Raw genomic sequence first — 20422 nt, 5'->3', positions numbered from 1 at the left:
TTATATTTTTCTTTGTCTAAAAATCTCATATAAAATAATGCCACAAGCTACAGACACGTTTAAAGACGATATTCCTTTCATTGCTGGAATTTTTGCTTTTTCGCAGGAAATTTTTAAATATTTGTAAGAAATTCCTTTTTCTTCATTTCCTAATATTAAAGCTGTTGGACCTGAAAAATCAATATTGTACCAATATATATTGGATTTTTCTGTAGCAGAAACGATTTTCAATCCAGAGTTTATCAAAAATTCTATTGTGTTCAATATATTTTTTTCTTGACATATTGGAACTTTAAATAAAGCACCTGAAGAAGTTTTTATAGAATCGGACCCAATCATCGCTGTATCTTTTTTTGGAATAATGATAGCATCTGCTCCTGCACATGCAGCAGTACGTATTATAGATCCAAAATTTCTTACATCTGTAATCCTATCTAAAATGATCAAAAGTGGATTTTTCCCTTTTTCATAAAATATAGGAAGCAAATCTTCTATATGATAAGTTTCTATAGGAGAAAGAATAGAAAAAACTCCTTGATGATTTTTATTTTTCAATTGATAAAATTTTTGTTTTGAAACGGTTTGAATTGGAATATGCTCTTTTTTGGAAAGATTTATTAATTTTTTGTAAGCATTTGATTCTTGTTTTGATCCTATTTGAAAAAAAATCTTTCTAATAGTTTTTTTAGCTAGAATTGCTTCTATCAATGGATGTATTCCATAAACAATTTCTAATTTTTTCATAATAGATTATTTATCAAAAATTTTAATAAAAGATTTATTCAATAAATTTTTTATAAGAAATCGTGTCATATTTCTACCAAAAAAAAATATGATAATAAAAATTATCAAATATAAAATAGTTAGAATTCCAAATCCTATAACATAATTTCCAAAATAAAAAGAAAGAAAAAAGCATAAAGAAAGGCTGACTAAAAAAAAAATAATAATGCAAAATATCAATAATAAAAAATTCAAAAAAACCTCTGTCATAATGGAAATCAATATTTTAATGACTTCATTTCTAAAAATACACCATTTCTTATGAATAAAATTTCTAATAAAAATGAACATTTTAAAACAATAAATAACTTATTATATTAAGTTTTAAGTTCCTAATTCATCTTCTACTTGATCCATTTTTTCTATTTTATTTTTTTTCCACTTAGCTTCAAAATTTGATTTAATTTTATGCACTTTTTTTCCAATTTTTTTACCAATTTCCTGTAAGTTATCTCTGAGTTCTTCTGTTTTTTTTTCTAGTATATTTTTGATTTTATCCTCTTTTTTTGGAGCTAATATCACACTCACTATTAAACCAGCTATGGTTCCTAGAATAACTCCCCAAAAAAAACTTCCTCCTTTTTTCATAAAGAATAATAATTTTATATTTTTACTTTTACTACGGATAAATTTAATCATACAATATTTACATACAAAATTGTATTTATGTATTTATGAAATATTTTTTACATGTTCATTAAACAAAACTTTCAAAATTGTATTTATGTATTTATGAAATATTTTTTACATGTTCATTAAACAAAACTTTTCTCTCAAAAAATTTAATACATTTGGAATAAATGTTTATGCTCGTTATTTTGTAAAAGTGAAAAGAATAGAAGAAATTCAAAAAATTTTGAATATATATCCATCTATTCCAAAACTTTTTTTAGGAAATGGAAGTAATATTCTTTTTTTAAAGAATTATTATCCGGGACTAGTAATGAAAATGGGTATTAAAGGAAAAAAAGTCATTCAAGAAAATGATTATCAAGTTATTGTTCAAGCTTTTGCTGGAGAAAATTGGAATGAATTTGTAAACTGGACGATCAAAAAAGGATTTGGTGGTTTAGAAAATTTATCATTTATTCCTGGTACAGTTGGGGCTGCCCCTATTCAAAACATTGGAGCATATGGAACAGAAGTAAAAGATACTTTGATAAAAGTACAAGCATATGAAACATATAATAGAAAAATAAGAGAATTTACACTTGAAGAATGTCAACTAAAATATCGTGATTCTTTCTTTAAACATCCTCATTGTATAAATAAATTTATAATTTTATCTGTTTTTTTTCTTTTAAGAAAGAAATATAAACAATTAAATACATCTTATGTGGAAATTCAAAAAGAATTGGAAAATATGAATATTAAAATGCCTACTATTAATGATTTAAGTCAGGCTATTTTTAATATTAGACATAGAAAACTTCCTAATCCAAAAAAAATTGGAAATGCTGGTAGTTTTTTTATCAATCCTGTAGTAGGGATATTGGATTTTAATAAACTAAAATATAAACATCCTACTATTACAGGCTATAACATTTCTAATAATCAAATTAGACTATCTGCTAACTCATTAATTGAAAATATAGGATGGAAAAGAAAAAAAATTGGAAATGTAGGAATATATAAAAAAAAACCTATCATTTTAGTAAATTATGGAAAAGCTACTGGAATGGAAATATATTCTTTTTCAGAAACAATAACGAAAAATATAAAAAAAAAGTTCGGTATTCCTTTATCAAGAGAAGTAAATGTCATACAATAAGTCAAAATGAATCAAATGATAAAAAAATAAATAATGAAACAATTTACCTTTGTTTTATTTTTACCTTTTAATTGGGGTGGGGGGTTAGTGTAATTTGATAAAAACTTGAATTTATGTCAATGACTATGACTTTAGAAAAATCAAAACAATACATACAAAACAAAATCAAAGAAAAACCTGATTTTGGAATTTTATTATTAGGAAGTCAATTCGATAAACTGATAGAGGAAATAAAAAATCCTATATGCATTTCTTATGAAGAAATACCTATTTTTTCAAAAAATAATTTATATGGAAAATTTTTATTCGGTAAAATAGAAGATAAAAATGTAGTTTTTTTAATAGAACCTTTTTATGAAAAAAGTAAAACCAACAATTTCCCTATTGTATTGTGTAAAAATATAGGAATAGATAAATTAATATTGATTAATATTTCTGGTGGGGTGAATCCAAACTACAAAATGGGAGATGTTATGTTGGTTAAAGATCATATTAATTTTTTTCCAGAAAGTCCTAATATAAAAGAATTTATAAAAAATAGATTTTTTGAAATTATAGAACCATATGATAAAAAAATGATAGAAATTGCAGAAAATATTGCGATGAATCATAATATCATTATTCAGAAAGGAGTATATGTTGCTTCTCCTTATCCTAATTATAAAACCTATGCAGAGTATGCTATGATACGATCTATGGGAGGGGACTGTGTAGGCATGAATATAGTAAAAGATGTCATAACAGCCAGATGTATGAATTTACGAGTTTTTGCTATATCTATTGTAATGGGATTATATGAAAAACCTAAGGATAAGGGATATAATTCAGATGAATTTTTAAAGCCATTTTGTCAAGAAATAGAAAAATCTATATCTCTTCTAATATTAATAATAAAAGAATTTATAAAACTTTGTTTATAACAATAAATATTCATTCATGCAATTGATTGATAATATTTTTCGTAATGTTTAGAAAAATATTTCTAATATATTCGTTTTTTAGAACAATAGGAATTCCTAAATCTGAATATTCTCGTATTTTTTGTAACATAGGAATTTCTCCAAGAAAAAAAATATTCATTTCTTTGGAAAAATTTAATACTCCATTTTTTCCAAAAAAATAGCATTTTTCTTTAGTTTTCTTTGAAAGAACATAAGACATATTTTCTATAATTCCAAGTATGGGAACATAAATAGATTGAATACGAAACATTCCTACAGACCTATTTACATCCGATAAGGCTATTTTTTGAGATGTGCTTACTATAACGATTCCTTTTAATGGAATTTCTTGCAAAAGAGATAGATGAATATCCCCTGTTCCTGGTGGCAAATCTACAATTAAAAAATCTAAATTTCCCCAATTTGTTTCATGCATAAATTGTCTCAAAACTTTAGTGACCATGGGCCCTCTCCAAACAATAGCCTGTCCATATTTTGAAAAAAAACCTATAGATAAAATTTTTACCCCATAACTAGTAATAGGATTCATAATCCCATTTTTATGTTGTAAATTAACAGGTTTTTCTTCAATATTAATATTAAACATTAATGGAATAGAAGGACCATAAATATCCGCATCTAATAATCCAACATGAAAACCCATTTTAACTAAAGAAACAGCTATATTTGTTGCTATTGTGGATTTTCCAACACCTCCTTTTCCAGAAGCTATAGCTATTATGTTTTTTATTACAGGTTCTATTTTTTTATCTTTATCTGATTTTACTTCTATTTTTATGCGTATTGTATCTGAAATATTTTTATTTTTTATAGAATTGGTAATATCTTTGATGAGTTTATTTTTTATATGCATAGCAGGATTGGATAAACTCAAATAGATTGTTATTTTATTATTTAATAAATCTATTTTTTTTACCAAACCAGATTCAACAATATTTTTATTATCAACAATAAAAACATTTTCTAACGCTTTTTCAATTTTTTTTTTCATATATACATACATCATATATTCGCAATAGTACAAAAAAAAATGGTTAGATTTAAAGAAATTATAAAATAAAAATAGAGTGTTAAAAAAATGAATTTTGGGACCTATAAGTTTCGTAACTATCATACGATAATCATAGTTTTTAAATGGAAACATTTTTTTAACACTATGTTTTTAAGAAAACTTTTTCTTTCAGATAAGGATAAGATGTTTTTTTTATCATTATCAGAAAAACGAAAAAGAGAATTTTTAGGGATACGTTATGCTTTGAAATATATAGGCATAAAAATGAATATTTTTTATGATGAAAAAAGAAAACCTTTTCTTTATCCTGAAGGAAAACATATTTCTTTAAGTCATTCTTTTGAAAAAATAGCCATAGCTATAAGTTCTTATCATATAGGAATAGACATAGAAAAATTACGAAAAGATAAAAAAATAGTGAAAATAAAGAAAAAATTTATTAGAGATGATGAATCTCTTTTTATTCATACAAATTATGAAGAAGATTATCTACATATTATATGGGGAATTAAAGAAAGTTTGTATAAACTAGAAGGAGGAATTTTCTATAGTTTTTTAGATCATTATAAAGTTTCTCCTTTTTGCCTTCAAAAGAATTCTTGTGTATCATGCTGGATTATAAAAAATTCCTATAGTAAGCGGTTTTCTGCTTTCTATAGAAAAATAGAAAAATATTATTTAGTTTATATTATAGACAAATGAATATGAATCTGATGAATGATTGGATAGATCATATTTTATCTCCCTATTATTATAATAATAGTTTTTTTCACATAATTTTAGAATTTACAGCTGTAGCATTTACAATATTTAGTGTTTTTTTTGCTCAAAAAAATAATATATGGGTATATCCAATAGGAATAGTCAGCACTACCATATATAGTTATTTAACTTTTATAACTTCTCTTTATGGAGATTTTATTATTAATTTGTATTACACGTTGATGAGCTTTTATGGATGGTATGCATGGATGTATAAAAAGGATAAAAATCAAAAAATACCTATTACTTTTTGCAATAAAAAAGATTATTTTTACACTTTTATTTTATTTATATTCTCTTGTATTTTCAGTATGATGATTTATTTTTTTTATGGAAAACTTCAATCTCATTTTGATTGGATGGATGTACTTACAACGGGTATTTATTTTTCCGGAATGTATCAAATGGCTATGAAAAAAGTAGAAAATTGGATATTTTGGATAATTGGAAACGGAATTTCCGTTCCTCTTTATTTTTTTAAGGGTTTGGTATTGACAGGAATTTTATTTATAATTCTTGTTCTATTGGCTATAGTAGGATTTTTTATTTGGAAGAAAAAAGCACTCAATCAAATTTTATCATAATCTTTTTGTTAATTGATTTACAATATCATTAATGTTATCGTATTCTTTTTCTGTTCTTTCTTTAAGATTTTTCATTTTGATTTTATTTTTATTGATTTCATTTTTTCCTATACTAATAGCAAATGGAATATTGTTATCATTAGCATATCTAAATTGTTTTCCTATTTTATCCGCATTAGGATATAATTGAGTATAAATTCCTTTTTTTCTCAAAAATTTTATTATTTTGTATGCATATAAAACCTCTTCATTTCCAAAATTAATAAACAATACTTTTGAAGTATAATTAGATATAGTTTGTAACAAATTTTCTTGCTCCATTGCTAAATAAATTCTATCCAAACCCAAAGAAATTCCTACTCCATAAATATTGTTCATTCCAAATAAATTAGCTAATGTATCATACCTACCTCCTCCTCCAATAGAAATAGAGTTTCTATTGTTGAATGGAACAATTTCTAGTATTGTACCTGTATAATAATTCATTCCTCTGGCTAAAGAAAGATTCCATTCCAATCTTGTCTTTTGTAAAGAAATATTATTTATATTTTTATAAATAAAACTCAGATCTCGGATCCCTTTTTTTCCTTTTTCAGAATCTTGTAAGGCTACAGTCAAATATTTTTCTTTATTATAGAAATTTTCTTCCATATCGAAAAAAAATGCTACTTTATCAAATGATTTAGATGAAATCCCTTTATAAAGCATTTCTTTTTTGACTAAATTTCGTCCAATTTTATTCCATTTATCTAAAGATGTAGTAAAATCTTTCCATAAATTATATTCTATACCAGCCATTTCAACTAATCCTCCTAATATATCTCTATGATTAATATAGATAATGATAGGAAAATTTAATTTAGTAAAAATTTCGTCACAAAGTTGAATTAATTCTATTTCTTCCCATAAAGACCAAGATAACGAGATCACGTCCGCATCACATTGATAAAATTCTCTCCATCTTCCTTTTTGAGGTTTATCTGCACGCCATACAGGTTGAATTTGGGATCTTTTAAAAGGAAAAACAATTTCATTTTTATGCATCATTACATAACGGACAAAAGGAACCGTTAAATCATATCTCAGTGCCTTATTAGATATATATTCAGTTAAACATTTTGCAACATGAACCGTTTTTTTATTATTCTTGATTTCTTTTAAAAAATCCAAAAAATTTTTTTTTAAAAAATTACCTGAATGGAGCAATTTAAACATTAAATAATCTCCTTCTTCTCCATATTTTCCAACAAGAGTGGAAAGATTTTCAATGGAAGGTGTTTCTATAGGATAAAAACCAAAAAGCTCAAATTGTTTTCGAATAGTCTGAATTAAATAATTTCGCTTACTCATCTCAATGGATGAAAAATCCCTGGTCCCTTTGGGAATATTAGGAAGCATCAATTGAATTCTTTATTTGTATTATTTTCTTTTTTACGAATGCTATTTTGTATTATTTTTTCATTTTCATCTTTGTATGAAATAGGAAGATCAAAACTATCTTCTAGCATATATTTTTTATGTTTTTTTTCTATAAAAAAACTTGAATTTATAGACTGATCAAAAATATTTTGCTTTTGATTCAATGTAAAATCGTTTTTTTTATTATTATTATAATGTTGTTCTAAATGACTTGATTTAGAATAATTTTTTGAAAAAAAAGGATCTATACGTTTAGAATAAGAATGAATTTCTTCCATTTTTTTTAATCTTTGTTCATAAGGTTCTTCTAATTTATGAAATATTTTTTTTTCTTCGTGATTAATAGCCCGTTGGATTTCCGTAGGAAAACCTGTAGCCACTATGGTAACAGAAATACTTTCTTCCAAATCTTCGTCTTCTCCTATCCCCATAATAATGTTCGCATTATTCCCTGCTTCAGCTTGTATATAATCACTGATAATTCCTATTTCATCTATAGTAATTTCTATTTTTCCTGAAACAATAAGAAGAAGAACGTTCTTGGCCCCTGTAATTTTATTATCATTCAATAATGGAGAATCTAAAGCTTGTACTACAGCTTCCTTTGCTCTATTTTCTCCAACAGCAATAGCAGAACCCATAACAGCCGTTCCACTTTCTTTGAGAACAGTTCTTGTATCTCTTAAATCTATATTTTGTTTATAATGATGAGTGATAACTTCTGCAATACCCTTAGCTGCAGTTGTTAAAACTTCATCTGCTTTTGCAAAACCGGCTTTAAATCCTAGATTCCCATATAATTCTCTCAATTTATCATTATTAATAACAATGAGAGAATCCACATTTTTTCTTAATGCCTCTATTCCTTTTTGAGCCTGTTGTAATCTCATTTTTCCTTCAAAATGAAATGGAATTGTTACAATTCCTACAGTAAGAATTCCTTTTTCTTTAGAAATTCCAGCAACAATTGGAGCTGCACCAGTTCCCGTACCTCCACCCATTCCTGCTGTAATGAAGGTCATTTTCGTATTAGAATCTAAAATACTTTTTATTTCCTCCAAACTTTCTAATGCGGCTTTTTCTCCTACTTCTGGATCTGCTCCAGCACCTAATCCTTCTGTAATAGAAGCTCCTAATTGAATTTTTATAGGAACTGGATTATTATTTAATGCTTGTGCATCCGTATTACACGCTATAAAATCTACACCAGTAATTCCTTGTTCAAACATATGACTTAAAGCATTACTTCCTCCTCCTCCTATTCCAATTACTTTGATTGCAGCTGAACGATTTTTTGAAAATCCAAATTGAGGGTTTTCTTTTTTTGGTATAAAATCTTCTTTTTTCATTTCATGGTTTATTATTCTGAGTCATTCAATATTTGACGGAACTTATCTGCCCAAATTTCAAGAAAAGATTTTGATTTCGTTTTATTTTTTTTCTTTTTATGATCCTCATCATAATTTAATCTACGATTTTTATCATAAAATTTTGTAGAAATAAACTCAAAATTTTCATCATGTCCATATTTATGTCCCATATCTGCGGTAGTACAAAGATATTTTTTTTTATCATCAAGTCCTTTAATGACTAATCCTATAGACGTGGCATATTCTGGATTACTTATAAGACCGTTTTCATCTCCTGCTATGTGTTCATTAGAATAACCTATACGAACGTCCATTCCAGTAATATATTCTGTTAATGGACGAACATGTTTAAGTTGAGAACCTCCACCTGTCATGACTAATCCTGCAATAAGTCTTTTCTTTTGTTCTTCATTCCCATAATTTTTTATTTCTACATTTACTTGTTCTAGAATTTCACATACTCGTGTATGAATAATTTGTGAAAGGTGTTTTAAAGAAATTTCTTTAGGGTCACGACCTCGTAATCCAGGAATACAAACAATTTCTGTTTCTTTATTTTCTCCTGGCCATGCAGATCCAAATTTTATTTTTAATAATTCTGCTTGCCGTTCAATAATTAAACAATCTGTTTTTATATTTTCAGTGATGACATTTCCTCCAAAAGGAATAACGGCAGTATGACGGATAATGTTGTCTTTAAATATAGCAATATCCGTAGTTCCTCCTCCTATATCTACTAAAGCAACACCTGCTTCTCTTTCTTCAGTGCTTAATACAGCTTCAGCAGAAGCTAAAGGTTCTAAGGTCATTCCAGATAAATTTAATCCTGCAGCTTTTACACATCTTCCAATATTCCGTATTGAAGAAATTTGTCCTACTACTACATGAAAATTTGCTTCTAAACGACTTCCATACATTCCTATAGGTTCCCTTATTTCGGCTTGACTATCGACTTTATATTCTTGTGGAAGAACATGAATTATTTCTTCTCCTGGTTGCATGACCAGTTTATGAACTTGATCTATTAATTTTTGTATATCTTTTTGACTAATAACATTTTCAAAATCTAATCTAGTAATATAATCATTATGTTGTAGACTTCTAATATGTTGTCCTGCTATTCCAACAATAACTTCTTTTATTTTTAAACCAGAACTCTGTTCTGCTTCAGATACAGCTTCACGAATAGCTTCAATGGTTTGAGTTATATTATTTACAACTCCTCTATGCACACCTATACTTTTAGATCTCCCTATGCCTAAGATCTCAATTTTATTATATTCATTTCTCCTTCCTACCATAGCTACAATCTTCGTGGTTCCCACATCAAGACCTATAGCTATATCTTGATATTCCATAAACTTATCTTTTTTTTGCGACTACTTGGTCTTTATATTGTAAATCAATACTTTTATATTGGTTAATATCTATTTTATTTAGGTATTGCTTATAAAATGCTTTTAATTTATTCAATTTATTTTTAAAATCCTTTATATTTCCTAATATAATATAATGATTCCCTATTTTTGGAATCAAAACAAATGAATTTTTATTATTTTTTTTTATGCTAATAATTTGGTTTTTTAATAATTCATCTGAGTTTATGAATTTGACTAAATTCGTTAAATATTTTTTTTCTTTTTTCAAAAAAAGTCCTTTTGCTAAGATAACTTTTGATGAATAAAAAGAAGAAAGTTCTAAATTTTCCGCATCTTTAGTAAGATAATATTCTTTATTTCCATTTTTGATTCTTAATATGGGTTCTTTTTCCCAAATTTTAATATTAAGGGTCCCATCTACACTGAGAAACACTTCCGATTTTTTTATAAAAGGGTAATTATTTAATTTATTTTCCATTCTCAATATACATAATTGACCGATTTTTTTTTCAATTTTTTCTGTTTTATAAAATAGAATATTTTTAATAATTTCTTCATTTACAAAATGATCTTTAGATAGGGGATCAATGACAATATTAATTTTTTTTAAAGTTCTGTTTTGATGTATTTTTTTAGAGAAATAAAAAAGCGATATGATACAAATCATATATAATAATAAAATAAGGATGAAGAATGTTTTATTATTTCTCATTTATTTTTATTTATATTTATCCATATCGTTTATACAACCATTCTTTTATAGGAATAATTAAGGAATCTATATCCCCAGCTCCTATTGTCAAAATAATATCAAAATGTTTTTTTTCAATTTTTTCTAAAACTTTAGGTATAGTAGATACTTCTTTAGAACTCATTTTTATTTTTTTTAATAAACTATTGGAATTAATCCCATTTATGGGGAATTCTCTAGCTGGATAAATATCTAGTAAAATTAAAATATCAAGATGTTCTAAACTTTTTGCAAAAGATTCTTCAAAAAATTTAGTTCTACTAAATAAATGGGGTTGAAAAATTCCCAATATCTTTTTATTTGGAAAACATTTTCTTACAGTATCGATCAAAGCATTGATTTCGGTAGGATGATGTGCATAATCATCTATATATATTTTTTTTGAAGATTGATAGTGAATGGAATATCTTCTTTTGATCCCTTTAAATAAAAATAAAGCTTTTCTGATTTCTTCTTTAGGAATTTTTAGATAGTCAGATATAGATAATGCTGCAGTAAGGTTTTTTAAGTTATGTATACCTGGAATAGGTAAAGGTAAAGATTCCCATATTTCTGTAGGAGTATGAAAATCAAAATACCACTTATTTTTTTTTACATAAAGATGATGGGAATAATAATTTTCTTTTTTTATCACGGAATAATATATAGCGTTATTGGATAGAAAAGATTCTTCTTCGCAAAGAAATATTTTTTTATATGGTTTTTTTATTCTCTTGGAGAAAGCTATATAAGCCTTTTTCAAGGCTTCTTTTTTTGGATAAATGTCTACATGATCTTGGTCAAAAGACGTTATACATGCTATATTAGGAGATAAATACAAAAAAGAATGGTCAAATTCGTCAGCTTCCACCAAAAAAATTTTTTTTCCATTCAATACATTATTCAATATCAAATTGGATTGATAATTTTCAGAAATTCCTCCTAAAAAAGCAGTTACATTCATTCCAACACTATATAAAATGTGTCCTAACAAGGTACAAGTAGTTGTTTTTCCATGTGTTCCTCCTATAGCTATACAAATTTCATTTTCTGTAATTAAAGCTAGTACTTGAGAACGTTTTTTTATATTTTTTCCATACTTTTTTAAGTATATCCATTGTTTATGATGACTAGGAATTGCTGGTGTATATACAATCAAACATTGTTTAGATAACACCCATTTGGGTAAAATTTCTATACTATCATTATAATTGATGGATATTCCTTCTTTTTCCAATTCTTTTGTTAAAAAGGTTTTCTTTTGATCATGACCATAAACAGTTTTACCCATAAGATTAAAATATCTAGCGAGGGAACTCATTCCAATTCCTCCTATTCCTATAAAATAAAAAGAATCAATTTGGTTTAAGTTCATAAAATAATTTGTAAAATCTCGTTTACAATATCGTTTGTTGCTTTAGGTTTTCCTAATTCTAATATGTTTTTACTCATTTTTTGTTTCATGATGGAATCATTCATTAATTGTATAACAGAATCCACTAATTTTTGTTCTATTTCATCATTTTTTATAATTAAAGCTGCCTCTTTTCCTTCTAATATTTTAGCATTTTGATTTTGATGATCATTTGAAGACCAAGGAAAAGGAACCAATATATATGGTTTTCCTACTAAACATATTTCTGATATGGTTAAAGCTCCAGCTCTAGATACAATGATATCTGCAGCCGCATAACATATCGGTATATTTTCAATAAATTCCATGAAAATAATATTAGAATGATGAGAAATTTTATTTTTTTTAATCTTATGAAAATCTAATTTTCCTACCTGCCAAATAAGTTGAATGTCCAATTCTATTAATTTTTTTAATCCTTTTATCCAAGCATTATTTATACTATTGGAACCTTGACTCCCTCCTATAGATAAAATAATAGGTCTTGTTACTTTTAATCCTAAATGAATACAGGCTTTTTCTTTACTAGGCAATTGTAATATTTCAGATCTTACTGGATTTCCAGTTATGATTGTTTTTTCTTTTGGAAAATATTTTTTTGCTTGCTCATAAGCTATGCATATCCTATTCGCGTAACGAGAAAATATTCGATTGGTTAATCCAGGAAAAGAATTTTGTTCTTGAATCAAGATAGGTATTTTATTTTTTTTTGCAGCATACAAGGTAGGAAAACTAACAAATCCACCTGTTCCGATAACTATATCTGGAGAAAATTTTTTAATAATTTTATTTGCCAAAAAAAAGCTATATATTAATTGTATAGAGACAGTAAAGCCTGATATAGAAAAAAATTTATCTTTTCCACCTGAAATACAAATTTTTTCAATAGAATATCCGAATTTTGGAATTTCTTGCATTTCCATATGATTTTTAGATCCTATAAACAAAATATCGGTTTTTGGAATTTTTTTTTTAAGTTCATTAGCAATAGCTATTCCCGGATATATATGACCTCCGGTCCCTCCACTTCCAATAATTATTCTAGGATAAATATTATGGTTCATGATGAGTTATAATTTGAATGGTGTTAGTCGAGTTTTTATATATCATTCGACTGATACTTAATATAATGCCAAAACTAAAAAAAGTAACCCACATAGAAGTCCCTCCAGCACTAATCAGCGGCAAAGTTTGTCCTGTAACTGGAAATAAACCAACAGCTATTCCCATATTAATGAGTGCTTGATTGATAATAGGTAAACCTACAGCAAGGACCAACAAAGAACAAAAATAATTTTGAACTTTCGTAGCTATTATCATAATTCTCATTAAAATTAGTATATAAATAAATAAAAGTATTATTCCTCCAACAGATCCATATTCTTCTATGATAATAGCATATATAAAATCTGAAGAAGATTGCGGAAGAAAAGCTTTTAAAACACTCTTTCCAGGACCACGACCAAATTTATTTCCTAAAACGATAGCCATTTTAGATTGTTTCATTTGATAACTTTCTTCAGATTCATGATCTATAAATTTTTCTATACGACTTTTCCATGTGTAAACTCTATTTATAGGTTTTTTATCTCCCCATTTTATAACAGAATAAATATATATTCCTGAAAATAAAATACCCATTAAAAAAACTCCTATAACACTTGTTAATGGATATCCTCCTATAAATAGTAAAATTAAAACAGATATAAAAACAATAGCAGCAGTAGAGCCATTAGCGGGAAAAATCAGTCCAGTGATAAAAAATATTGGAAATAACAAGGGAAAAAAAGAATTTATAAAATTTATTCGTTCTTTCTTTTTTTGAGCTAAATATCTGGCACAATAAATGAAAAGGACTAATCCAGCGATACTGGAAGTTTGAAAAGATATATTAATAATAGGAATATATAACCAACGAGAAGCATTAACCCCATCTAATTCTTTTCTTTGACTCATAGTAAAAATTAATAAAACGAAAACTATAGGCATAGAAAAAATAGACATGCGATAAAAATATTTATAGTCTATAAATTGAGTGAAAAAAAGTATACAAAAGCCAATTAACAAAAAAAGAGCATGTTTTAATAAATAACGAAATACTGTATTCGTTCCTCCATATGTAGTTACCAAGTTTGTACTAGCAGAATAAACGGGCAAAAAGGAAAATATAGCCAACAAAGATATGAATGCCCATAAATATCTATCTCCTTTTATATATCTATTTAAAAATAGATCTATTTTTTCAGAAATTTTCATCAATTAGTTTTCTTACTTCTTGTTTAAATTTGTTTCCTCTTTCTTTATAATCTTTAAAAAGATCAAAGCTAGAACAAGCAGGAGAGAATAAAACATTATCTCCATGAGAAGATAATATATAAGCCATATAAACAGCTTTTTTAATATTTTTTGTTTCCCAAATAATATCAATGATATTTTTAAAAAAATTTAAAATTTTTTCATTGTTGTTTCCTAAACAAATTATAGCTTTCACTTTTTTTTTAACCAAAGGAATTAATTCTATATAATTATTTCCTTTATCTTCTCCTCCTGCTATCCATATAATAGGCGCATTTATACTTTTTAATGCATAAAAAACTGCATTGACATTAGTGGCTTTAGAATCATTAATAAATTGTACTCCATTTATATTTAATATTTTTTCCATCCGATGTTCTATAGGTTTCAATTTCAATAAGATGGAAATTATTGATTCTTTTTTTACGTTTAATATTTCGGATATAATTAATGAAGCCATAATATTATAGAGATTATGATCTCCTATTAAAGGAATATTGTTTACATTTAAAAAACATATTTCCTTATTTTTTTGATTTCTAATAAATATTTTGTTATCTTTCACATAAGCACCCATACGTAATTCTTTCTTTATAGAAAAAGGAATACAATGAGACATAATAGGATATTTTTTTATCCTTTCTCTTATAATAGGATCATCATGATTATAAATGAAAATATCTTCTTTTTTTTGAAAGATTGCGATTCTAAATTTGGAATGGATGTAGTTTTCAATATCATCATATCTATTTAAATGATCTCTTGTTATATTTAATAAGACTGCAATATTCGAACGAAAATTGAAACAATCATCTAATTGAAAACTACTCATTTCTAATATATAAACATCTTTTTTTTTATGACTTTTTTAGAAAAACTATGGCCAATATTCCCTGCTATTCCTACATTTATTCCTTTTTTTTTGAGTATTTGATAAAGAATGGAACAGGTTGTTGTTTTTCCATTGCTTCCTGTAATTCCTATTACATAAGAATTTTCAATATAACTTTTACCAAATTCTAATTCAGATTGTAGAGGGATCCCTAAAAAATTGATTTTTTTTATCAAAGGATTATTTCTGGAAATTCCAGGACTTTTTATCACTTTAATAGCATTTTTAATGATTATATTTTCTGTATGTCCTTTTTCTTCAAAAGGAATTTTATTTTTTATTAAAATTTTTTTGTATTTTTTTATAATAATTCCAGAATCCGATAAAAATGTTTTTAACCCATTTTTCTTAGCTAATAAAGCTGCTCCTACTCCACTTTCTCCTCCACCCAATATAACTATGAATTTTTTTTTCATTGCTTATTTTTATTTTTTTTTTATATAACTAATAAAATAAATACTAACATAGAAAGCATCATTTGTATAATAATAAAACGATTGAAAATTTTATTTTCATGATATCCTAGTTTTTGAAAATGATGATGTAAAGGTGCCATGAGAAAAATTCTTTTTCCTATGCCATATTTTTTTTTGTAATATTTAAAATACAATACTTGTATGATTACAGAAATATTTTCTATAAAAAAAATTCCACATAAAATAGGCAATATTAATTCTTTTCTATTTATAATAGCTAGTGTAGCGATGACTCCTCCTATAGTTAAGCTTCCAGTATCTCCCATGAAAATTTGAGCTGGATAAGTATTATACCAAAGAAAACTTATTAAAGATCCTAAAAAAGAAAAAGAAAATATGATGATTTCTTCTAAATGAGGAATATATATAAAATTAAGATAGGAAGAATATATTTCATTACTGGAAATTATAGATAATAAAGATAAAGTAGCAAAAATAATAGAAGAAATTCCAGCTGTTAAACCGTCTATTCCATCAGTTAGATTAGCTCCATTCGATAAAAATGTAATAATGACAATAACAATAGGAATGAACACAATCCAGGCATATTTTTCCCATTTTTTATTATACCAATTTAAAAGATAAGCATAGTCAAATTCATGATTATGATATATGGAATAAAAAATGGGAATAGTGGTTTTGAATCCATATTTTTTTTCTTGAAAAAAGTGTGAATTTTTTGATTCTATTTTTTCCTTTTGAATAGAAATGTTTGTGTTAAAGTACATAATACTTCCAATAAAAATTCCTAACAGAATCTGACTTAATATTTTACCCATAATACTAAGTCCTTTTTTATTATATTTTATTTTAATATAATCATCTATAAATCCAATACAACCCATATACAATGTAGTCATAATCAACATTAATACATATATGTTATTCAAAGTAGAAAAAAATATTGTAGAAATTAATGTGGAAAATATAAGAACAACACCTCCCATTGTTGGAGTCCCTTCTTTTTCTTTTTGACCAAAAAGTCCAAGATCTCGTATTTTTTCTCCTATAATACTATTTTTTTGATTCCAACATATAATTCTTTGATACAAAATCAAAGCCATACAAAACGATAAAAAAAAAGCTAAAATAGCTCTGTAAAAAACAGAATTGTTATTGATAAAAAAATTAATCATCTTACTTATCGTAAGTTTTTAACAAATTTTTAGCTATTTTCATGTCATTAAAAGAATAACGTATTCCCTTAATTTCTTGAAAAGTTTCATGTCCTTTTCCAGCTATTAGAATAATATCTTTTTTTTTGGCAATTTGAATTGCAGTTTGAATAGCTTCTTTTCGTCTCACAAAGGTTAAAATAGATTTTTTTTTTAGATATGATTTAAAATTTTTCATATCATTGAATATTTTATTTAAATCCTCATTTCTAGGATTATCGGATGTAAAAATAGAGATATCACATGTTTCATAAACAATTTTACCCATTAAAGAACGTTTTTTTATATCTCTATTTCCTCCACAACCTATGACACAAATTAATTTTTCATCATTTTTTTTGATTGTTTTAATAGTATTCAAAATGGATTTTAATCCATCTGGATTGTGTGCATAATCTACAATAATATGAATTCCTGAACTGGATAAAAATTGCTCAAAACGTCCTTTTATGGGTTTAATATATTGTATTTGTTTCAGAATATTATCTTTTTTTTTACCTAATAAGATGGCTGTAGCGTAACTAGCTAATAGATTATAAATATTAAATCTTCCTATCAAATGGGTAAAAACTTTATGACCATCAATTAGGAATTGATTTCCATGAATATTTTCTTTTATAATTTTAATTTTAAAATCTGAATTTTTTTCTATACTATAAAAATAGGTTTTAGCTAAAGTTTTTTTTATTATTTTATGCGAATTTTCATCATCGGAATTAATTAATGCAAAAGCTTTTTTAGATAAATTTTCAAAAAAAAGCCTTTTGGTAGATAAATAATGATCAAAAGATCTATGATAATCTAAGTGATCATGTGTTATATTAGTAAAAACTCCTCCTTTAAATAACAATTCTGCAACTCTTTTTTGATGTATTCCATGTGAACTTACTTCCATAAAAGCATATTTGCATCCTTTTTGTATTGAAATATTTAAATATTTATTAATTTCAATAATATTCGGAGTTGTATGTGTAGTAGGATATTTTCTAGATAATATTTTTATACCCATAGTAGAAATCAGAATATTTTTTTCTCCCATTTTAGAAAATAACTGATGAAGTATAGTAGCTACAGAGGTTTTTCCATTCGTTCCGGTAATTCCTATTAATTTTATTTTTTTTGTAGGATGATCATAAAAATTAGATGATATAATCCCTAAAGCTTCCATGGAATCAGGAACGAGTACATAAGTGATATGTTTATGAATATAAAAAGGATTTTTTTCACAAATTATAGTACTAGCACCTTTTTGTATAGCATCTATAATAAATTTATGTCCATCTGTTATTTTTCCTTTTTTGGCTACAAAAATCATATTGTCCTGTACTATTTTTGAATTAATAGAAATTCCTTCTATAAATTTAGAAGTATTTTTGCCTATCATTTTTAACACATGTACTTTTTTTAAAACATCTTTTAATAATTTTTTCATTCTTCTAGTTTCAAAAATATAATCTGATTTTTTTTCAATTTTTTTCCTGGTTTAACAGATTGAGTAATTACTTTTCCTATTCCTTCATATCGTATGTTAAACCCCCTATTTTCTAATATAGGTATGATTTCTTTTCCAGGAACAGATATGATATTAGGCATAATCCATTTATCGATAAAAAAATTTTTTGATTCTATAATTTTATTTAATAGATTTTCTTGATTTTTTAAAAGTGTTTTTTTTTCTATTCTTGGATAAATAGACTTGGCTATTTTGTCAAATACAGGAACAGCCACTTCAATACCGTAGTATCCTTTTTCTGGTTTTGAAATAACTACAATACAAGAATATTTTGGGTTTTTAGCAGGAAAGTATCCTACAAAAGAACTATTGTAAGATAAAGGTTTTCCTTTTATCCAATAATTTAACTGTGTTGTTCCCGTTTTTCCCGCATAAGGATATTCTGGATTATAATATTTTTTAGCTGTTCCATTTTTTACTACTCCTTCTAACATATTTTGAATTTTAATTAAAGAAGATTTTTCAGCTATAGAAGGATTCATTACGATAGGTTTGGTATATTTTTTTATACTTTTTCCATGATGTTTTATCTCTCTAATAAATAGAGGTTTAATCATCTTTCCCTGGTTTGCTATAGCATTATAGAAAGTTAGTATTTGTAAAGGAGTTAGTTTAATATTATATCCAAAAGTCATCCATGGCAAGGTAATGCTGCTCCAATTTTTTTTTCCAGGTTTTGGTATAAAAGGCATACTTTCCCCCGGAATATCTATCCCTATTTTTCTATCTAATTTCCATTTACATAAGTGTTTTATAAATTTTTCCGGATTTTCTTTATAATTTTCATAAATAATTTTTGCTATGCCTACGTTTGAAGATAATTCTAAAATTTGTTTGGGATTTATTTTAACATATCCATTGTAATGACTATCGCGTATTTTTTTTCCTCTTAATTTCATGACTCCGCCTTGGGTATTTACAATCATATCCACATCTATTTTTTTATCTTCTAAAGCGGCAAGAATAGACATAGTTTTAAAAGTAGATCCAGGTTCACTTCCTTCCCATACTGCAAAATTTCTTAAATCTTCGTAAGTATTTTTTTTTGTTTTTTCCAGATTAATCATAGCGGGAATTTCTCCACTTTTTACATCCATCAAAATAACACATCCATGATCTGCTTGAGAAATGAATAATTCTTGAAGTAATGCATGATAGGCTATATCTTGTAAATATATATCTATAGTGGAATAAACATCCTTTCCATCTTCTGGATTAATCTCGTTTTCTGATTTTAATGGTTTCCATATTTTGAAACTAATACGTTGTTCTAATCTTTTTCCATCTTTTCCTTTCAAATATTTGCTAAAGGCTCCTTCTAATCCGGCTTTTCCTCTATGATCATCATATCCTAATATTCTTTTTCCAATATTTTCCAGTGTATGAATTCTACATATTTTTTTTTCTACAATAAACCCGCCTCGTATTTGTCCCTTATTGAAAATGGGAAAATTTCGTAATATTTTAAAATGTGGATAATCTAAATTTTTTGCCAATAAGAAATATCTATTTCCCTTTTTTTTTTCATATTGAAATTTTTTATAGAAAAAAGATTTTGGTTTTTTAAATAAAGATTCTAAAGAATGACATAAAGAATAAATATTTTTTTGAAACAATTCTTCAGATATAGATCTAAAATCAATGTGAATATCATATCTAATGACAGACATGGCTAAAATACTACTATCTGACGCATAAATATTTCCACGTTTAGCCTTAATTAAATTGGTTCTAATAGTTCTCTCTATAAAAGATTTTTGATATCCTTCTGAATAATTTTGAATATAGAATAAATTGAAAATAATTAGTGCGGCAATAAATATGAATAAAAAACCAATTAAGTAAGATTTATATAATAAAGTATATCTTTTTTGTTTCATTCTTT

Annotated in this window: 17 protein-coding genes and 1 pseudogene; 4 read left to right on the top strand and 14 right to left on the bottom strand. The window is 25.8% G+C overall.

The window, feature by feature from the left end; all coding sequences use genetic code 11:
- Both rlmB and H0H50_RS01330 read right to left on the bottom strand, forming a co-directional pair.
- Positions 1 to 744, bottom strand: coding sequence for a 23S rRNA (guanosine(2251)-2'-O)-methyltransferase RlmB (gene rlmB / locus H0H50_RS01335; protein WP_185867376.1), 744 nt, complete (start codon positions 742 to 744; stop codon positions 1 to 3).
- Positions 745 to 1107: 363 nt separating this feature from the next.
- A complete protein-coding gene (locus tag H0H50_RS01330; protein ID WP_238784211.1) occupies positions 1108 to 1422 on the bottom strand; it encodes a YtxH domain-containing protein in 315 nt (104 codons plus the stop codon).
- Positions 1423 to 1531: 109 nt separating this feature from the next.
- Here H0H50_RS01330 and murB point away from each other — a divergent pair, with 109 nt between their 5' ends.
- Complete coding sequence (gene murB / locus H0H50_RS01325; protein WP_185867375.1) at positions 1532 to 2554, top strand: UDP-N-acetylmuramate dehydrogenase; 1023 nt, start codon at positions 1532 to 1534, stop codon at positions 2552 to 2554.
- Positions 2555 to 2667: 113 nt separating this feature from the next.
- Positions 2668 to 3474 carry a purine-nucleoside phosphorylase gene (locus H0H50_RS01320; RefSeq protein ID WP_185867374.1) on the top strand — a complete coding sequence of 269 codons (807 nt, stop codon included), beginning with the start codon at positions 2668 to 2670 and terminating at the stop codon, positions 3472 to 3474.
- Positions 3475 to 3484: 10 nt separating this feature from the next.
- Here H0H50_RS01320 and H0H50_RS01315 read toward each other — a convergent pair whose 3' ends face one another.
- Positions 3485 to 4507 carry an Mrp/NBP35 family ATP-binding protein gene (locus H0H50_RS01315; protein ID WP_185867373.1) on the bottom strand — a complete coding sequence of 341 codons (1023 nt, stop codon included), beginning with the start codon at positions 4505 to 4507 and terminating at the stop codon, positions 3485 to 3487.
- Between the two features lie 87 nt (positions 4508 to 4594).
- Between H0H50_RS01315 and H0H50_RS01310 the strand changes: the two genes are divergently transcribed.
- Positions 4595 to 5230: a 4'-phosphopantetheinyl transferase family protein gene (locus H0H50_RS01310; protein WP_185867372.1), complete on the top strand. Its 636-nt coding sequence runs from the start codon at positions 4595 to 4597 to the stop codon at positions 5228 to 5230.
- Between the two features lie 11 nt (positions 5231 to 5241).
- Entirely contained in the window at positions 5242 to 5874 is a 633-nt protein-coding gene (gene pnuC / locus H0H50_RS01305) for a nicotinamide riboside transporter PnuC (RefSeq protein ID WP_185867423.1), read from the top strand.
- On the opposite strand, the gene hisS is transcribed toward pnuC, so the two are convergent.
- The 11 genes and pseudogenes from hisS to H0H50_RS01250 form a co-directional block, all read right to left on the bottom strand.
- Positions 5869 to 7272: a histidine--tRNA ligase gene (hisS, locus tag H0H50_RS01300; RefSeq protein ID WP_394798965.1), complete on the bottom strand. Its 1404-nt coding sequence runs from the start codon at positions 7270 to 7272 to the stop codon at positions 5869 to 5871. The two genes, pnuC and hisS, sit on opposite strands and share 6 nt — an antisense overlap.
- A complete protein-coding gene (gene ftsZ / locus H0H50_RS01295) occupies positions 7272 to 8642 on the bottom strand; it encodes a cell division protein FtsZ (protein ID WP_185867370.1) in 1371 nt (456 codons plus the stop codon). Before ftsZ ends, hisS begins: the two co-directional genes overlap by 1 nt.
- 11 nt (positions 8643 to 8653) lie before the next feature.
- A complete protein-coding gene (gene ftsA / locus H0H50_RS01290) occupies positions 8654 to 10021 on the bottom strand; it encodes a cell division protein FtsA (RefSeq protein WP_185867369.1) in 1368 nt (455 codons plus the stop codon).
- Between the two features lie 4 nt (positions 10022 to 10025).
- The gene (locus H0H50_RS01285; RefSeq protein ID WP_238784210.1) at positions 10026 to 10709 is read right to left on the bottom strand and encodes a cell division protein FtsQ/DivIB; all 684 of its coding nucleotides are present in this window, start codon (positions 10707 to 10709) and stop codon (positions 10026 to 10028) included.
- Between the two features lie 61 nt (positions 10710 to 10770).
- Positions 10771 to 12147 (bottom strand): UDP-N-acetylmuramate--L-alanine ligase, encoded by a 1377-nt coding sequence (murC, locus tag H0H50_RS01280; protein ID WP_185867367.1) that lies wholly within the window; start codon positions 12145 to 12147, stop codon positions 10771 to 10773.
- Positions 12144 to 13250: an undecaprenyldiphospho-muramoylpentapeptide beta-N-acetylglucosaminyltransferase gene (murG, locus tag H0H50_RS01275; RefSeq protein ID WP_185867366.1), complete on the bottom strand. Its 1107-nt coding sequence runs from the start codon at positions 13248 to 13250 to the stop codon at positions 12144 to 12146. Before murG ends, murC begins: the two co-directional genes overlap by 4 nt.
- Positions 13240 to 14442 (bottom strand): FtsW/RodA/SpoVE family cell cycle protein, encoded by a 1203-nt coding sequence (locus H0H50_RS01270; protein ID WP_185867422.1) that lies wholly within the window; start codon positions 14440 to 14442, stop codon positions 13240 to 13242. The genes murG and H0H50_RS01270 overlap by 11 nt, the downstream gene beginning before the upstream one ends.
- Positions 14429 to 15789 (bottom strand): annotated as a pseudogene (gene murD / locus H0H50_RS01265) (UDP-N-acetylmuramoyl-L-alanine--D-glutamate ligase). Before murD ends, H0H50_RS01270 begins: the two are co-directional and overlap by 14 nt.
- 20 nt (positions 15790 to 15809) lie before the next feature.
- Positions 15810 to 16985: a phospho-N-acetylmuramoyl-pentapeptide-transferase gene (gene mraY / locus H0H50_RS01260; protein WP_185867365.1), complete on the bottom strand. Its 1176-nt coding sequence runs from the start codon at positions 16983 to 16985 to the stop codon at positions 15810 to 15812.
- A 1-nt stretch (position 16986) separates the two neighbouring features.
- A complete protein-coding gene (locus H0H50_RS01255) occupies positions 16987 to 18456 on the bottom strand; it encodes a UDP-N-acetylmuramoyl-L-alanyl-D-glutamate--2,6-diaminopimelate ligase (protein ID WP_185867364.1) in 1470 nt (489 codons plus the stop codon).
- Complete coding sequence (locus H0H50_RS01250) at positions 18453 to 20417, bottom strand: penicillin-binding protein (RefSeq protein ID WP_185867363.1); 1965 nt, start codon at positions 20415 to 20417, stop codon at positions 18453 to 18455. Before H0H50_RS01250 ends, H0H50_RS01255 begins: the two co-directional genes overlap by 4 nt.
- Positions 20418 to 20422: the final 5 nt, after the last annotated feature.

Source organism: Blattabacterium cuenoti (genome assembly GCF_014252015.1).
In the GTDB taxonomy this organism is placed as follows: Bacteria; Bacteroidota; Bacteroidia; order Flavobacteriales; family Blattabacteriaceae; genus Blattabacterium; species Blattabacterium cuenoti_U.
Note: the sequence above shows the minus strand (reverse complement) of the source record. Positions and strands in the feature narration are given on the sequence as shown.

Coding starts and splice junctions, on each gene's coding strand:
- hisS (WP_394798965.1), bottom strand. CDS start 7,272: ATGCTTCCTAATATTCCCAAAGGGACCAGGGATTTTTCATCCATTGAG.
- murG (WP_185867366.1), bottom strand. CDS start 13,250: ATGAACCATAATATTTATCCTAGAATAATTATTGGAAGTGGAGGGACC.
- ftsA (WP_185867369.1), bottom strand. CDS start 10,021: ATGGAATATCAAGATATAGCTATAGGTCTTGATGTGGGAACCACGAAG.
- H0H50_RS01285 (WP_238784210.1), bottom strand. CDS start 10,709: ATGATTTGTATCATATCGCTTTTTTATTTCTCTAAAAAAATACATCAA.
- H0H50_RS01320 (WP_185867374.1), top strand. CDS start 2,668: ATGTCAATGACTATGACTTTAGAAAAATCAAAACAATACATACAAAAC.
- murC (WP_185867367.1), bottom strand. CDS start 12,147: ATGAACTTAAACCAAATTGATTCTTTTTATTTTATAGGAATAGGAGGA.
- mraY (WP_185867365.1), bottom strand. CDS start 16,985: ATGATTAATTTTTTTATCAATAACAATTCTGTTTTTTACAGAGCTATT.
- H0H50_RS01270 (WP_185867422.1), bottom strand. CDS start 14,442: ATGAAAATTTCTGAAAAAATAGATCTATTTTTAAATAGATATATAAAA.
- H0H50_RS01250 (WP_185867363.1), bottom strand. CDS start 20,417: ATGAAACAAAAAAGATATACTTTATTATATAAATCTTACTTAATTGGT.
- rlmB (WP_185867376.1), bottom strand. CDS start 744: ATGAAAAAATTAGAAATTGTTTATGGAATACATCCATTGATAGAAGCA.
- H0H50_RS01330 (WP_238784211.1), bottom strand. CDS start 1,422: ATGATTAAATTTATCCGTAGTAAAAGTAAAAATATAAAATTATTATTC.
- pnuC (WP_185867423.1), top strand. CDS start 5,242: ATGAATGATTGGATAGATCATATTTTATCTCCCTATTATTATAATAAT.
- H0H50_RS01315 (WP_185867373.1), bottom strand. CDS start 4,507: ATGAAAAAAAAAATTGAAAAAGCGTTAGAAAATGTTTTTATTGTTGAT.
- ftsZ (WP_185867370.1), bottom strand. CDS start 8,642: ATGAAAAAAGAAGATTTTATACCAAAAAAAGAAAACCCTCAATTTGGA.
- H0H50_RS01310 (WP_185867372.1), top strand. CDS start 4,595: ATGAATTTTGGGACCTATAAGTTTCGTAACTATCATACGATAATCATA.
- murB (WP_185867375.1), top strand. CDS start 1,532: ATGTTCATTAAACAAAACTTTTCTCTCAAAAAATTTAATACATTTGGA.
- H0H50_RS01255 (WP_185867364.1), bottom strand. CDS start 18,456: ATGAAAAAATTATTAAAAGATGTTTTAAAAAAAGTACATGTGTTAAAA.